The sequence below is a fragment of the Mycobacterium shottsii genome (genome assembly GCF_010728525.1).
Classification (GTDB): domain Bacteria; phylum Actinomycetota; class Actinomycetes; order Mycobacteriales; family Mycobacteriaceae; genus Mycobacterium; species Mycobacterium marinum.
On record NZ_AP022572.1, the window covers coordinates 419,843 to 435,588 of the forward strand.

General features: G+C 65.0%; 12 protein-coding genes and 3 pseudogenes. 4 read left to right on the forward strand and 11 right to left on the reverse strand.

From position 1 onward, the window contains the following. Positions 1-19 precede the first annotated feature (19 nt). The 10 genes from G6N41_RS01965 to G6N41_RS02010 all read right to left on the reverse strand — a co-directional run bounded on the left by G6N41_RS01965 (position 20) and on the right by G6N41_RS02010 (position 10,664). Positions 20-1,702: a virulence factor Mce family protein gene (locus G6N41_RS01965; RefSeq protein ID WP_198966437.1), complete on the reverse strand. Its 1,683-nt coding sequence runs from the start codon at positions 1,700-1,702 to the stop codon at positions 20-22. A gap of 11 nt (positions 1,703-1,713) precedes the next feature. Further along, entirely contained in the window at positions 1,714-2,865 is a 1,152-nt protein-coding gene (locus tag G6N41_RS01970) for a virulence factor Mce family protein (RefSeq protein WP_198966438.1), read from the reverse strand. Beyond that, positions 2,862-4,295 carry a virulence factor Mce family protein gene (locus G6N41_RS01975; protein ID WP_012396508.1) on the reverse strand — a complete coding sequence of 478 codons (1,434 nt, stop codon included), beginning with the start codon at positions 4,293-4,295 and terminating at the stop codon, positions 2,862-2,864. The genes G6N41_RS01970 and G6N41_RS01975 overlap by 4 nt, the downstream gene beginning before the upstream one ends. Continuing rightward, positions 4,292-5,353 carry a virulence factor Mce family protein gene (locus G6N41_RS01980; protein ID WP_020730681.1) on the reverse strand — a complete coding sequence of 354 codons (1,062 nt, stop codon included), beginning with the start codon at positions 5,351-5,353 and terminating at the stop codon, positions 4,292-4,294. Before G6N41_RS01980 ends, G6N41_RS01975 begins: the two co-directional genes overlap by 4 nt. Further along, complete coding sequence (locus tag G6N41_RS01985; protein ID WP_012396510.1) at positions 5,343-6,395, reverse strand: MCE family protein; 1,053 nt, start codon at positions 6,393-6,395, stop codon at positions 5,343-5,345. The genes G6N41_RS01980 and G6N41_RS01985 overlap by 11 nt, the downstream gene beginning before the upstream one ends. Further along, a complete protein-coding gene (locus G6N41_RS01990; protein ID WP_198966439.1) occupies positions 6,395-7,597 on the reverse strand; it encodes a virulence factor Mce family protein in 1,203 nt (400 codons plus the stop codon). The genes G6N41_RS01985 and G6N41_RS01990 overlap by 1 nt, the downstream gene beginning before the upstream one ends. Before the next feature lie 15 nt (positions 7,598-7,612). Further along, the gene (locus G6N41_RS01995) at positions 7,613-8,455 is read right to left on the reverse strand and encodes an MlaE family ABC transporter permease (protein ID WP_198966440.1); all 843 of its coding nucleotides are present in this window, start codon (positions 8,453-8,455) and stop codon (positions 7,613-7,615) included. 34 nt (positions 8,456-8,489) lie between these two features. Continuing rightward, a complete protein-coding gene (locus tag G6N41_RS02000) occupies positions 8,490-9,254 on the reverse strand; it encodes an MlaE family ABC transporter permease (protein WP_198966441.1) in 765 nt (254 codons plus the stop codon). 236 nt (positions 9,255-9,490) lie between these two features. Then, entirely contained in the window at positions 9,491-10,402 is a 912-nt protein-coding gene (locus G6N41_RS02005) for a 3-oxoacyl-ACP reductase (RefSeq protein WP_198966442.1), read from the reverse strand. A gap of 70 nt (positions 10,403-10,472) precedes the next feature. After that, positions 10,473-10,664 carry a ferredoxin gene (locus tag G6N41_RS02010; RefSeq protein ID WP_036427093.1) on the reverse strand — a complete coding sequence of 64 codons (192 nt, stop codon included), beginning with the start codon at positions 10,662-10,664 and terminating at the stop codon, positions 10,473-10,475. A gap of 224 nt (positions 10,665-10,888) precedes the next feature. Between G6N41_RS02010 and G6N41_RS02015 the strand changes: the two genes are divergently transcribed. From G6N41_RS02015 to G6N41_RS02025, 3 genes and pseudogenes are all read left to right on the forward strand, one after another. Next, entirely contained in the window at positions 10,889-12,067 is a 1,179-nt protein-coding gene (locus G6N41_RS02015) for an acyl-CoA dehydrogenase (RefSeq protein ID WP_198966443.1), read from the forward strand. 30 nt (positions 12,068-12,097) lie between these two features. Further along, positions 12,098-13,195 carry an acyl-CoA dehydrogenase family protein gene (locus G6N41_RS02020; protein WP_198966444.1) on the forward strand — a complete coding sequence of 366 codons (1,098 nt, stop codon included), beginning with the start codon at positions 12,098-12,100 and terminating at the stop codon, positions 13,193-13,195. Between the two features lie 62 nt (positions 13,196-13,257). Beyond that, a pseudogene (locus G6N41_RS02025) lies at positions 13,258-14,439 on the forward strand (AMP-binding protein); the annotation flags it as partial. A gap of 8 nt (positions 14,440-14,447) precedes the next feature. On the opposite strand, the pseudogene G6N41_RS02030 reads toward G6N41_RS02025, so the two are convergent. After that, positions 14,448-15,321: pseudogene (locus tag G6N41_RS02030) on the reverse strand (IS5 family transposase). Between the two features lie 46 nt (positions 15,322-15,367). On the opposite strand from G6N41_RS02030, the pseudogene G6N41_RS02035 reads away from it, so the two are divergent. Then, positions 15,368-15,721, forward strand: a pseudogene (locus G6N41_RS02035) (AMP-binding enzyme); the annotation flags it as partial. Positions 15,722-15,746 lie beyond the last annotated feature (25 nt).

The following is a 15,746-nucleotide window of genomic DNA, read 5'->3' on the forward strand; positions in this document are numbered from 1 at the left end:
TAGGCCCCCGCATCAGCGCTTACATGGTCCTTGGAGCAAGCATGAGATCCACCCAATTCTCCGCGCTGGACGCTCCGCTGATGCCACCCGCGAAGATACCAGTGCCACCGGCCGGGTCCTTGAATACACCGGTGAGCGGGTCATAGGTGGTGTAGGCCGGGCCGCTGGCTTGTGGCTGCGGCCCGGGTTCCGGGCCGACGCCCACCGGCGGTGGCGGCGGCGGCAGCGTCTTGGGGTAGGGAATCTGTGGCGCCTGCGGCGGGTAGTCCGGCGGCATCCACGACGTGAACGGCGGCGGTGGCCCGTTGTCGTTGGGTGGCGGAGCGGGCTGGGCCGGCTGGTTGGGCGCCGGTGGCGGACCAGGGATCACACCGGGCGGTGGCGGCCCCACAATCGGAGTGCCCGGATCCGGATCCGAGTCCGGCGGAATGTAGGGAAACTTGTTGGGGGGCAGAACGTTGAGCCCATCGGTGACCGGCGTGTCATAGGGCACCGGCGGACCGCGCCAGGGGTTGCGCCCAACCGGGACGTACCCCTTCGGGTCACGGCACAGCTGAATGGTGGGCGCCCGCTTGCCGGGGAACTCCTGGCAGGGGTAGTTACGCGCACCGCGCATCGTGGTGGCGTCGTTCTGCGCGACCTTGCAGTACATGTCCGGCGGAAGTTCACGCAACGTCTCGTCGGCGGGTGACCGAATCAAGGGCGGCGGCAGAAATCCCACGTTGCATGGCGGCGGGTCGTTCAGGTCGACCTTGAAGTCCAGCTTGGCACCCTCGTCCTGCGGCACACCGCCGGCGGCGGTGGTGATCGCGGCGAACAAGGCCGGAAAGACCACCAACAGCTGCTCGATCGACTTGTTATAGATCACCCCGACCCTGCCCAGGTTGGCCAGGCTTGCCGCCAGCGCCGGAAAGGACGGACGGATACCGGAAAACGCGGTGTTGGCCTCATCGATGGCATCCGGTGCGGTGGCCAGCGTACTGCGAAGCCCAGGATCGGCCTGGCGCAGTTCCGCGGTGAACCGGGCCAACCCGTCGGCCAGCGATTTGATGTCGCCACCGGCTCGCACCTGCGCTTGCAGGAACGGCCCGGCCTGGTCGATCAACTGCGAGACCTGCGGGTAGTCGGCGTTCGCCTCGTCGACCAGCAGTCGTGCCGACTCCACCAGCCGAGCCAGCTCCGGCCCCGAGCCGTTGGTGGCCACGAAGGCCTCGTGGAGCACCTCGCGCAGCCGGGTATCACCGAGGCTGTTGACCAGCGTCTCGGCTTGGTGCAGCAGGTCGGCGACGTCCTGGCCGATCCGGGTGTTGTTGCGCTCGATCCGGGATCCGTCGTGCAGCCTGCCCGCCGACGGATCGTCGGGCGGAACCAGATCGATGTACTGCTCACCGATCGCCGACACACTCTTCACGGTGGCTGTGACGTTGGACGGGATGGCGGTGCCACTGTTGAGCCGCATCTGCGCGGTCACCCCGTTGGGGTTCAGGCCGACCGATTCCACCCGCCCGACCGCGACACCCCGGTAGGTGACGTTGGCGTTCTTGTACAGGCCCCCGCCCGCGACGAAGTCGGCGCTCACCTCATAGGTACCAATGCCGAACGTGGCGAGCAACCGCAAGTAGAAGATGCCCATCACCGTCAAGGTGAGGACCGTGATGATCGCAAAGATGGACAGCTGGATCTTGGTGAGCTTGTCGATCATCGTCTCGGCCCCTACTGTGACGCCGTGCCGGCTGGAATCTTGAACGGGTCGGCCGCCTGTCCCGACAGGTTGGCCATTTCGCCGAGCAAGAAGTTGGGCGGGTTCACGATCTCGTCCATGTGCGCCATGTTCGGGTCGAAGTAGGCGGTGGTGAAGAACGTTTCACCGATCCTGCGCAAAGTCAGGTCAAAGGTGGTGAACACGTTGAGGTAGTCGCCGCGCACCGCCTGCTTGATCCCGAAGTTGGGGAACGGGAACGTCAGCAACAGCTGCAATGAGGAGACAAAGTCCTTGCGGTTGTCGTTGAGCGCCTTGACAACCGAGTACAGGCCCTTGAGGTCTTCGGCGAAATCCACCTTGGTCTTGAAAAGCACGTTCGAGGTGACCATGGCCAGTCTCTTCAGCGAGGAGAACGCCTCGACGATGTTGCCGCGATTCTTGTTGAGCACCCGAAGCGCGTCGGGCAAGGTGTCCAGCGCGCGGCCTAGATTGTCCTTGTCCCTAGCCAGGATTGCGGAGAATCGGTTGAGCCCGTCCACCGCATCGATGATGTCGTCGACTTGCTTGTTGAGGCCCGCCGTCAGTTCCGCGAGCCTGGGCACGAGGTCGACGAACTGCCATTGCCGGCCCGCGACCGCCTGGTAGACCTCATCGGTGATGTCTTCTAGCGCTCCGACATTGCCCTTGTTCACCACCACGCCCAGCGCCGAGAAGACCTCCTCGGTGGTGGGAGATCGACCGGTGTGCGATTCCGGGATCCTTGACCCGTCGGCGAGCCTGCCTTCGGCGGGTTTGTCGGTCGGTGCGACCAGTTCGATGTGCAGTGACCCCAGCAGAGACGTCTGCGAGACCTTCGCGGTCGCGTTGGCCGGCAGCACCACGTTCTTGTCCAACGCCAATTTGACCGCGGCATAGAAGGATCCGTCGGGTCGCTGCACCGCATTGATGCCGGAGACACTGCCGACGGTGACCTCGTCGACCATCACCGGCGAGTTCTGCGGAAGCGTCGCCACGTCCGGCATTTCCACCGTGACCGAATACGCACCGCCACCGTGGCCGGCGGTGCCGGGCATCGGCAGGGAATTCAGCCCGCCGTACTGACAGCCAGCCAGCAGCGCACTGAACGCCACAAACACGCTGCTGCGTATCCAGATTCGGCTCATCCGCCGGCCCCCTGCTCGGCGGGCAGTGGCGCCCCCGGCGCCGGGCTCGACAGGCCGGCATCCGGTCCGGCCGGTGCCGGCGCGGGCGGAGGCCCGGGCGCGGGGCCATAACCCGGCGGAGATCCGGGCGCGGGCCCGGGGGCTTGGGGAACAAACAGACTCTGCAGATCGGTGGTGTTCCCCGGCGCGGGTTGCGGTGCAGGGTGAGCCGGGATCCAGGTCAGCTCCGGAACCGGTGTCTCGGCTTTGGCCTGAGTGGCCGGGGTGTCATAGATGATCTGGCCCTTGTAGGCGGTGATGGTGTTGAGCGGGTGGAACAGGAACGGCGGGTAGTTGGCCGTGAGCCGGCGCAACACCGGACCCAGCCGCTCCCGGCACAGTTCGGCGCGCCGGTAGTAGTCGGGCGCCGATTTCCCGGCCGCGGTGTCAAAGGAACCACCGCAGATGAACTGAACCGGGTTGGCGAAGTTGGGTATGGAAAGCAACCCGTTGAGGGTGCCCTGTGCGGGGTCATAGATGTTGTAGAAGTTGGTGATACCGGGACCGGCCACGTGCAACACCTGCTCGATGTTGTCGCTCTGGTCACTGAGGGTCTGGGTGAGGTCGCCGAGCTGGTTGACCGTTTCGATCAGCGTCGAGTTGTTTTCGCGCAGGAACCCTTTGATGTCCGAAAGCGCCTGGTTGAGCGTGCCCAAGGTGTTGTCGAGGTTGCGCGAGCTATCGGCGAGGACCTGCGACACCGAGGCCACATGGCCGGCGAACTGCACAATCTGTTCGTTGCTCTGCGAGAGCGCGTCGACCAGCACCTGCAGATTCTTGACCGTGCTGAAGATGTCGTTGCGCGAATCACCAAGGCGTCCAGCCACTTGCGACAGTTCCCGCAACGCGTTGTGGAACGAGTCGCCGTTGCCGTTGAGGGTGTCTGCGGCCTGGTTGATCGCCGCTCCCAGCGGGCCCTGAAGTTCGCCGGCGGCCGGACTGAGCTGGACAGCCAGTTGGGTCAGCGATTCCTTGACTTCGTCCCATTCGACCGGGATCGCGGTGCGGGACAGATCGATGCTCGCTCCGTCGGGCAGCACCGCTCCGCCGGTGTAAACCGGGGTGAGCTGAATGAACCGCGCCGCCACCAAGTTCGGCGAAACGATCAGCGCCTGGGCATCCCGCGGAATCTTGACGTCGTTGGACACCGACATCGTGATCTTGACGTCGGCCGGCCGCGGCTCGATCGAGTCGATCCGCCCGACCGGCACACCGAGGATGCGAACCTCGTCCCCGGGGTAGATGCCAACGGCGGAGGTGAAGTACGCGACGACTTTCCGGCCGCTCTCGCCCCCGGAGAACAGCACGTAGAGGCCGCCGACCAACGCCGCAACCAGCGCGACGATGGTGACCGTCCGCATACCCCGACTACTGAGACGTTGCTTCATCATGGTGACTTCGGCCTGATGATCCAGCGCTCCTGAATCAGCCCGCGCAGGTAGTCGGCAAAGCTATCCGGCAGCTTGCCCGGCTGGAACACGGTGTCGAACACCATGGCCACCATCGGTGCAGGCAGCACGCTATAGACGTTGACGTTGAAGCCCGGGCCGGAGCCCACCACTTCGCCCAGCGTGGTCGCATAGGCGGGCAGCCGCTTGAGCGCCTCGGTGATGTAGTCGCGACGCTCGTTGAGGTTGCTCACGACCAGGTTCAGCTTGCTCAGTGCCGGCCCGAACTCTTTGCGGTTGTCGTTGACAAACCCGGAAAGCTGGACCGAAACGTCGTCGATCCCGGAGATCAGCGCGCCGAGCGCAGAACGTCGCTCATCCAGGGCCGCGAACAGCTGGTTGCCGTCCTCGATCAACTTGTTGACCTGCGCGGCACGTTCGGACAACACCCCGGTCACCGTCTTGGCATGCGCCAGCAGGCCTTGCAGCGCCTCATCTCGGGTGTTGAGGGTGCGCGACAGCGCGGTCACGCCATCAAGTGCACCGCGCAGCTGCGGGGTGGCGTCGTGCAACGTCTCGGTGAGCACCTGCAGCGCGTGCTCGAACTGCGGCTTGTCCAGGTTGCTCGCGCTGCCGCCCAGATCCTGCAGGGCGCCATTGAGCGTGTAGGGGGTGGTGGTGCGGCTCAGCGGGATCGTGGTGGCATTCCCGCTGCCCGCGGGGGTCACCGCAACGGAGCGCTCGCCGAGAATGGTGTCGGTGCGGATCGCGGCCAGTGACTGGTCGCCGACCACGACGTGGCGGTCCACGCTGAAGGTGATCTTGGCGGCGTCCCCGGCCAGACTCACATCCGAGACGGTGCCGACCTTGAAGCCCGAAACGTAGACGTTGTTTCCGGGAGTGATGCCGCCGGCGTCGGAGAAGTACGCGTTGTAGGTCTTGCCCTGCGGCAGGAACGGCAGTCCGCTGTAGCCGAATGCGATGAGCACCACGCAGATCACCAGCACCACACCGAAGATGCCGGTGCGAAGCGGGTCGCGGTCGTGTTTGCTACTTGGCAAAAGCGCACCTCCCCTTGCTGGGATCGGGCTGGCCGCCCATCGGGATCAGGATGTCACTGCCGGCCGGGCCGTTGATCTTGATTGTCACCGTGCAGAAGTAGATGTTGAAGAACGCCCCGTACGAGCCGAGGGCGGCCAACCTCAGGTAGTCCTCGCCCAGCTGCTCGACGTCGTTGTTGACCTCGTCCTTGCGGTTGTCGAGTTCGGTGGCCAGCGGCCGCGCGTTTTCCAACAGCCCCTGCAACGGCCGGCGCGAATTCTTCAGCAGCTCCGTGAGGTCCGTCGTCGTCGATGCCAGCGGCGGGATGGCTCCCGCGATGACGTCCTTGTTCTCGGCCAGCCCGGTGATCAGCTGCTGCAGCTGGTCGACGCTGGCCGAAAACTGTGCGCTGCGCTGGTCGACGGTGGCCAGCACCGAGTTGAGGTTGGTGATCGTGTCGCCGATGAGCTGGTCACGTCGGGCCAGCGCGGTCGAGAAAGCGCTGGTATCGGCGAGCACGTTGGCCAGCGCCCCGCCCTGGCCCTGCAGCAACTCGATGACGGCGCCGGTGACGGTGTTGACCTTGTCGGCATCCAGGCCCTTGAGCACCGGGCGCAACCCGCCCAGCAATGCGTCCAGATCCAGCGCGGGTTGGGTGTGCTCGGCGTTGATGGTGCCGCCCGGGGGCAGCTTGCGCAGCTCGCCGGGCCCCGAGGTGATCTCCAGATACCGGTCACCAACCAGGTTTTCGTATCGGATCACCGCCCGCGTCGACGAGTACATCGTGTACGCCCTGTCGATCGCGAATGCCACGTCGATCGTGTTGTCCGGGTTGAGGTCGACGGCCTTGACCGAACCGACCGGCACCCCCGCGATTCGAACCTTCTGGCCCGCCTTGAGGCGCGACGCGTTGGTGAACGTCGCGTGGTAGACGTTGGTGGGCCCAAAGCGAAAATCCCCGAATACCACGACCAAAGCGGCGGCCACCACCAACATGACCACCCCGAAGACGCTGACCTTGATCACCATCGACCGGTGCGACGGCATACCCCCGGACGCCATCAGAAGTCGTCCCGTTCCGCAAAGGTGCCGTGGAACAAGAATTGCAGGGTCGAGGGCGCGTCGATCTGTACCTCGGTGAACGGCTCGTAGGGGATGTTGGCGTTGTCGGTGACCAGAAAGGGTGCCCGGTAGAACGACCCGCCGGTCTGCTTGGTCGGAATATCGGGCAGGCCACGGCAATTCGGACCACCCGAGGCGTTCACGATCGGCAGGCTCTCCGGGTAGGTGTAGGAGGGCGATCCCAACACGAAGCTCGACGAGGTGAACAGGCCGGCCTTGCGGACGCCGATCAACGGGGCGAATTCCTTGATTCCGCGCCCGATGCCTTTGAACAGGCAGCCGAATTCCGGCGAGTAGTCATGCGCCACCTTCACCGGGGCCCGCAACCGGTTGATGGCGGCGATGAAATCTTGCTCGGCCGGCGCCAGCGTCTCGTAACCGTTGTTGGCCAGACCGATGGTGGCCAGCAGCGTGGTGTCCAGGTCGTTCTGCTTGTCCACGACCGTCTTGTTGATCGTCGGGAGGCTGTCGAACACAGTGTTGAGGTCGGGCGCCGCGTCGGCGTAGGTGTTGGTCACGATCGCCGCCTTGCGGAAGTCCTCCTGCAGCGTCGGCAATTTCGGATTGGCTTGGCGGGTAAGCGTATTCAGGCGGGACAGCACCGCACCCAAGTCGTCGCCGTGACCACGCAGCCCCTCCGACAGCGCGCTGAGCGTTCCGTTCAACTCGACCGGGTCGATCTTGTGCAGCAGATCTATCAGCGACTGGAACAGGGTGTTGACCTCGAGCTGAACCTCGGAGGCCGTCACCTTCGCATTGGGGTGCAGCGAGGTCGGCGACGGCGTCTTGGGCGGGATGAACTCCACCGACTTGGCGCCGAAAATGGTGTTTCCGGCGATGTGGACCGTCGCGTTCGACGGGATGAAGTGCATCTCGGCGCTTCGGATGGCCAGCTTCAGCCGTGCCTGATCGCCGCTGTAGTAGATGTCCTCGACCGTGCCCACCTGGATTCCGCGGTATTTGACCTTGGCGCCCTTCTCCATCACCAGCCCGGCCCGTGGCGAGGAGACGACCACGGTGTCGGTCGGAGTGAAGGCCGAGGTGTAGGACAGGTAGGTCAGGGCGATGCCCGCCACCAACAAGCTAGCCAGCAGCGCTGCCGCCACCCGCGCGGAGGTGCGTCGCGATCCGCCGCCTGCCATAGCCCTATCGAGTCCTTATCCAGAGAGGTTGAAATTGCCGGACGCTCCGTAAACGGCGAGCGAAATGAAAAGGGTAATGACTACGACGACAATCAGCGAGGTACGCACCGCCTGACCGACGGCGATCCCGACCCCCACCGAGCCGCCGCAGGCGTTGTAGCCGTAGTACGTATGCACCAGCATTACCGCGATCGCCATCACGATGGCTTGCAGAAATGACCACAGCAGATCGGATGGAATCAGGAAGGTATTGAAATAGTGGTCATAGAGTCCCGCGGACTGTCCGTTGATGAAAACCGTGGTGAAGCGGGCGGCGAAAAAGGCCGCCAGCACCGCAAGCGAGTACAGCGGAATGATCGCGACCAACCCGGCGATCAACCGCGTCGACACCAGGTAGGAGACCGAGTGGACCGCCATGCACTCGACGACATCGATCTCCTCGGACACCCGCATCGCGCCAAGCTGCGCGGTGGCACCGGCGCCGATGGTGGCCGCCAGTGCGATACCGGCGATCACCGGAGCGACGACACGCACGTTCAGGAACGCCGACAGGAAGCCGGTCAACGCCTCGATACCGATGTCGCCCAGCGATGAGTAGCCCTGCACGGCGATGACGCCGCCGGACGCCAGGGTCAGAAAGGCCGCCACTCCGACGGTCCCACCGATCATGACCAGGGCCCCCGCGCCCAGCGTCATCTCGGCTACCAGTCGGATCGTTTCCTTGCGGTAGCGCGTGATCGCGTTGGGGATGTAGCGCACGGTTTCGCCGTAGAACAGCGCCTGCTCGCCAAAGTTGTCGACCGGCCGAACCAGCCTCGACATGAACCGGTGAAAGCGGATAGTGACGTCATAGCTCATCGCCTCATCACCATCGCTTGCTATCGGTCATTTGTTACCGGGCCGAGATTCTCACGCCGATAGCGGTCATCACCACGTTGATCACGAATAGGCAGATGAACGCGTAGACCACGGTCTCGTTGACCGCATTGCCCACGCCTTTGGGCCCGCCTTTGACGGTCAGGCCGCGATAGCAGCCGACCAGACCTGCCGTCACCCCGAACAGCAGGGCCTTGATCTCGGCGAGGATCAACTCGCGCAGCCCGGTCAGCACGGTCAGACCGTTGATGAACGCACCGGGGTTGACGCCCTGCAGAAAGACCGAGAACGCGTAGCCACCCGACAGGCCGATCGCGCACACCAAGCCGTTGAGCAGCAGCGCAACCACAGTGGAAGCCAGGACCCGGGGCACCACCAAGCGTTGGATGGGGTCGATGCCCAGCACCCGCATCGCATCGATCTCCTCGCGGATGGTGCGAGCACCCAGATCCGCACAGATCGCGGTGGCGCCGGCACCCGCCACCACCAGCACGGTGACCACCGGCCCCAGCTGGGTGATGGTGCCAAACGCGGTCCCGGCCCCCGAAAGGTCGGCGGCACCGATCTCGCGCAACAAGATGTTCAGGGTGAATGCCACCAGCACCGTGAACGGAATGGAGACCAGCAGCGTGGGCACCAGTGATACCCGGGCCACCATCCACGTCTGGTCGAGGAACTCCCGGAATTGAAACGGCCGCCGGAAGGCGGCGCGCGCGGTGTCGATGGACATCTCGAAAAACCCGCCGACCGCCCGGGCTGGAACCGCAAATTGTTGAATCAACTTGGTCCCCCGTCCCAGTCGGCGACGACGCGAGTGTTTCCCAAGAGCCAGCCCAGGGTCCGCACCTGCCTTCGTGTGAGCCGGCTCATACTAACTCAGAACGACTTGGGCATGTCAATGAACGGATACTCGTATAACCACGATCAATCTTGCTGGTCAGTTGCGTTGCCGCGCGGGTAAGTCCGCCACCGGCCCTAGCCGATGGCAGGCCCCGGGCAAAGTCCACTTATTCCTGCTCAAGCCATCAGCGAGCTAGCGGAAAAGTTGCGTTCGGGGTTCCGCCCAGCAAAGTAATCGTGCAATGTGTTGGTTAGCTGGTCGGGCTCCCAGGCCGGGCCGTCCGCACTGAACTTGCGCTCCGCAGTCGGCGCCGCCACCAGCGTCACCTGCGGACCGTAGACGATGAACAGCTGCCCGTTGACCGCCGCGGCCGCCGGGGACGCCAGGAACTGCACCAGAGTCACCACGTGTTCCGGCGACAACGGGTCGATCTCGCCCGCCGCCACGTCGGGCGCCGCCCCGAAGACGTCGGCGGTCATGGCGGTGCGGGCCCGCGGACAGATCGCGTTGGCGCATACGCCGTAACGGCCCAACGCCCGCGCCGCGGACAGGGTGAGTGCGGTGATGCCGGCCTTGGCGGCGCCGTAGTTGGCCTGCCCGACGGGACCGACCAGCCCCGCTTCCGATGAGGTGTTGACCAGCCGCCCAAATATCGAGCCCCCGGCCGCCTTGGCTTTCTGGCGCCAATAGGTTGCCGCATTGCGGGTCAGCAGGAAGTGGCCGCGCAGGTGCACCGCGATGACCTGGTCCCAGTCCTCGTCGGTCATGTTGAACAGCATCCGGTCGCGGGTGATGCCGGCGTTGTTGACCACGACATCGAGCCCGCCCAGCCCATCGGCGGTGGCAATCAGTTCATCGGCGGTGGCGCGCTGGCTGATGTCGCCGGCCACCGCGATCGCCTTGGCACCGACGGCGCTGATCTCATCAATGACGTCAGAGGCGTCCAAGGCCGAGTCGATGTCGTTGACCACCACGGTGGCGCCGAGCCGGGCCAGGCCGACCGCCTCGGCACGGCCCAGTCCCGCGGCCGCGCCGGTGACCACCGCGACCCTTCCGGACAGATCGGTCACGTTCGTGCTGCTAGTCAATTTATGAATACCTCTAGTTTCCGGTTACACCATGGCGGTTACGACATGCCGGGCACAGCAGGCTACTGGCCTAATCCTCACGCAACAGGGCCGCACGCGGGCATTCAGCGATCGCTTGCTCGGCCAGAGCCTCCTGGTCGGGGGGAATGGGATCCGTCTTGACGACCGCATAGTCGTCGTCGTCCAAGTCGAAGATATCCGGAGCAATCCCCAGGCACACGGCGTTGCCTTCGCACCGGTCACGGTCGACTATCACTCGCACGGCGCCCTCCTTGATCTTGCCCAGAACCTGGGCCAGCCAGTGATCATTGTGTAGCACCACCCTAGGACGACCACACCGCTGACGAAACGGTCGCTGGATTCCCAGACTAGAACGTGTTACAACCGGGGTAACGCATGGGTAGCCGTTGGCTGCGCGTCGGCAGGTGTGGAGATGCCTGTCATGGCCGGTTACCCAACCCAATCGGTTGACCGGAGGCGGCAGGAATGCGCATCAGTTACACACCCGAGCAGGAGGAGCTGCGCCGCGAACTGCGGTCGTATTTCACCACCCTGATGACGCCGGAGCGCCGCGAGGCGCTGAGTTCGGTCCAGGGCGAATACGGCACCGGCAACGTCTACCGCGAGACGGTTGCCCAGATGGGCAAGGACGGGTGGCTCACCCTGAACTGGCCGAAGGAATACGGCGGCCAGGATCGCTCGCCGATGGACTCGCTGATCTTCACCGACGAGGCGGCCATCGCCGGTGCCCCGGTGCCGTTCCTGACGATCAACAGCGTGGCGCCGACCATCATGGCCTTCGGCACCGACGAGCAGAAGAAGTTCTTCCTCCCCAAGATCGCCGCCGGGGATCTGCACTTCTCCATCGGCTACTCCGAGCCGGGCGCGGGCACCGACCTGGCCAACCTGCGAACCACGGCGGTTCGCGACGGCGACGACTATGTGATCAACGGCCAGAAGATGTGGACCAGCCTGATCGCCTACGCGGACTGGGTCTGGCTGGCGGTGCGCACCAAACCGGAGGCCAGGAAACACCGCGGCATCTCCATGCTGGTCGTTCCCACGACCGCCGAAGGCTTCTCGTGGACACCGGTGCACACCATGGCCGGACCCGACACCAGTGCGACCTACTACACCGACGTGCGGGTGCCGGTGACCAACCTGATCGGTGAGGAGAACGCAGGCTGGAAACTGGTGACCAACCAGCTCAACCACGAGCGGGTGGCCCTGGTCTCGTCGGCACCGATATCCATGGCCCTGCGGGAAGTCCGCGAATGGGCGCAAAACACCAAGGATGCCGGCGGCGCCCGTCTCATCGACTCGGAGTGGGTGCAGCTGAACCTGGCCCGGGTGCACGCCAAGGTCGAGGTGCTCAAGCTGATCAACTGGGAGCTGGCCTCGAACGACGCCGCCCCGTCACCGGCGGACGCATCGGCCGCCAAGGTGTTCGGCACCGAGCTGGCCACCGAGGCCTACCGGCTGCTCATGGAGGTGCTGGGCACCGCGGCCACCCTGCGTCAGGACTCCCCCGGCGCGTTGCTTCGCGGGCGCGTCGAGCGGATGCACCGGGCGTGTCTGATCCTGACCTTCGGCGGCGGCACCAACGAAGTCCAGCGCGACATCATCGGCATGGTCGCCCTGGGACTGCCCCGGGCCAACCGCTGACTTTCACACATTCTCAGAGGACGGACTTCTATGGACTTCTCGACGACTGAAGCGGCTCAGGATCTTGGCGGTCTGGTCGACACCATCGTGGACGCGGTGTGCACGCCCGAGCACCAGCGCCAGCTCGACGGGCTGGAGCACCGATTCGACCGCGAGCTGTGGCGCAAGCTGATCGACAGCGACATCCTGTCCAGTGCCGCCGCCACCCAGGTGGGCGGCGACGGTTTCGGGGTGCTTGAGCAGGTTGCGATCCTGGTCGCGCTCGGGCATCAGCTAGCCGCCGTGCCCTACCTCGAGTCGGTGGTTTTGGCCGCTGGCGCGCTGGCCCGGTTCGGCTCCGAAGAACTGCAGCAGAGCTGGGGTGCCGCGGCGGTCGGCGGCGAGAAGATCCTTGCCGTGGCCCTTGACGCGGAGATGGGCGACGGACCGGTCCAGGCCGCGCGGTCCGGCGCGGGCTTCCGCCTCACCGGCACCCGCACTCAGGTGGGCTACGGTCCGGTCGCAGACGCCTTTCTTGTTCCCGCCGAAACCGATTCCGGCACCGTTGTTTTCCTGGTTGCCGCCGATGACCCCGGGGTCAACGTCACCGCGTTGCAGACCACCGGCCTGGGCAGCGTCGGCCATCTGGCCCTGGACGGCACGGAGGTGGATGCCGCACGCGGGATCGGCGGATCCGATGTCACCGCCTGGCTGCGCACCATTAATGCCCTGGGCCGCAGCGTATTTCAGCTCGGGCTGCTCGAACGCGGACTCCAGATGACCGCCGAATACGCGCGTACCCGCGAGCAGTTCGACCGCCCGATCGGCAGTTTCCAGGCGGTGGGACAGCGCCTGGCCGACGGCTATATCGACGTCAAGGGATTGCGACTGACACTGACCCAGGCCGCTTGGCGGGTATCGGAGGACCTGCCCGCTGAGATCGATGTGGCATCGGCGGGCTTCTGGGCGGCTGAGGCCGGCCACCGTGTCGCGCACACCATCGTGCATGTGCACGGCGGGGTCGGTGTCGACACCGATCATCCGGTGCACCGTTACTTCCTGGCCGCCAAGGAAGCCGAGTTCGCTCTGGGTGGGGCCACCACAGCGCTTCGCCAAATCGGCCGTGAACTGGCGGAGACTCCAGCGTAGGGGGCGACCGCGCTGGGCGCGGCCGCAGCTTCACGCTCGTCGAGACCAACGAAGGGGCTGAATTGAGCGCGGACCCCACCGTCCCCCAGCTGCTGGTCCCGCTCGCCGAAATCGGAGACCGGGGAATCTATTTCGAAGACTCCTTCACCAGTTGGGCAGACCACATCGGGCACGGCGCCGCGATCGCCGCGGCGCTGCGTGAGCGTCTTGACCCCACTCGCCCGCCGCATGTCGGCGTGTTGCTGCAGAACACGCCGTTCTTCTCGGCGATGCTGGCCGCAGCCGGAATGTCCGGAATCATTCCGGTAGGCCTCAATCCGGTACGCCGCGGCGCGGCACTTGCCCGCGACATCGAACACGCCGACTGCCAGATGGTGCTCGCCGACACGGCATCGGCGAGCACCCTGGACGACATCGAGCACGTCAACGTCGACTCAGCCGAGTGGGCGGAAGTGATTGATGCGCATCGTAATTCGGAGATCAGCTTTCAAAATGCCGCACCGGATGATCTTTTCATGCTCATCTACACCTCCGGCACCAGCGGTGATCCCAAGGCGGTCAAGTGCAGCCACAGCGTCAAGTGCAGCCACAGCAAGGTCGCGATCGCGGGCGTGACCATGACGCAGCGCTTCGGCCTGGGGCGCGACGACGTCTGTTATGTGTCGATGCCGTTGTTCCACTCCAACGCGGTCCTGGTGGGATGGGCGGTGGCGGTGGCATGCCAGGGATCAATGGCGTTGCGGCGCAAGTTCTCCGCTTCGCAATTTCTTTCCGACGTGCGCCGCTACGGCGCCACCTACGCGAACTACGTGGGCAAGCCGTTGTCGTATGTGCTGGCCACACGCGAACGACCCGATGACGCGGACAAACCGTTGCGAGCCGTCTACGGCAACGAAGGTGTACCCGGCGATATCGAGCGTTTCGGATGTCGCTTCGGCTGCGTCGTCCAGGACGGCTTCGGTTCCACCGAGGGGGGTGTAGCCATCGCGCGAACCCCCGATACCCCGGCGGGCTCGTTGGGCCCGCTGCCGGAGAACATCGAGATTGTCGACCCCGAGACGGGCCAGCAGTGTCCGGTGGGAGCCGTCGGGGAGCTTGTGAACACCGCGGGGCCGGGCCGGTTCGAGGGCTACTACAACGACGAGGCCGCCTCGGCGCAGCGGATGTCGGGCGGCGTCTAACACAGCGGCGACCTCGCCTACCGTGATGCGGCCGGCTACGCGTACTTCGCTGGCCGGCTAGGTCCTGTCTGCTAATTGCGGACGCGGTGGTAGGTGATGATGGCGGCCAGGGTGACACCGCTGAGGTAGGTCAGGGCGTATTTGTCGTAGCAGGTGGCGACCGCGCGCCAGTGTTTGAGCCGGTTGAAGCTTCGCTCGACGGTGTTGCGGTGCTTGTAGATTCGGCCTGAGAACCCCGGAGGCCGTCCTCTGTTGCGGCCTTTGGCTTTGCGGCGGGTGATCTGGTCGCTGCGCTCGGGGATGGTATGGGCGATCTTGAGCCGGCGCAGCTGTGCCCGCGTCGAATCATGGGAGTACGCCTTGTCCGCCAGCAGGCGAAACGGGGCGTATGAGTTGCTGCACCGGGCGGCCAGCAATGGCCAAAGCATCGGATTATCACCGGCTTGACCGGCCGACAGTGCCAGGGTGACCGGACTGCACAGCTGGTCGGTCAAGGCGTGGATCTTGGTAGTCAGCCCGCCGCGGGAACGCCCAATGGCGTGGTCATCGGGCTCATCGAGATATTTCTTGTAATTCGACAGATCCCCCTGTGCGGCGCCCGGAGCGCGCTCCGGCTGCGTGTCGGTGGGCGCGCACACTGGTCGAATCGACCGACAACAGTGCGCCCAGGTCGGCGTCCTCGGCGTCGAGGTCAGAGGCGATCGCCGCGAAGATCCGCGCGTAGATGCCATCGACCGACCAGCGTAGATGCCTCTCGGCCACCGATTGCCAGGGACCGAAGTGCTCGGGCAGGTCACACCACGGAGATCCCGTACGGTAACGCCAGATAATGCCCTCCAGAGTACGTCGATGATCGTTCCACGGCCGGCCACGCCGCCGCCCCGCAGGCAACACCGCCACGATCAGCGACCACAAATCATCAGAAATCGCATGCGTCCGCATCACCCAAACAGCATCAGCCAAAACACCATTCACATTAAGCAGACACGCCCTAGGCGATTGGATGCGGGTCGATGGTGAAAACCTCGGAACCGCACCGATCGAGCGGGTACTGCTGCGTTATCCCGACGCCATCGAAGTTGCGGTCTACGCGATACCCGATCCGGTGGTCGGAGACCAAGTGATGGCGGCGATGGTGCTCACCCCCGGTGCGAAGTTCGATGTCGACAAGTTCCGCGCATTCCTGGCCGGTCAATCCGACCTCGGCCCCAAGCAGTGGCCGTCCTACGTCCGGATCTGTGCGGCGCTGCCCCGAACCGAGACGTTCAAGGTGCTCAAACGCCAGCTCGCGGCCGACGGTGTCGACTGTGGCGATCCGGTTTGGTCCATCCGCGACCAGTCGTAGCCGAAGCCTGATCTTCGGTGAAAAA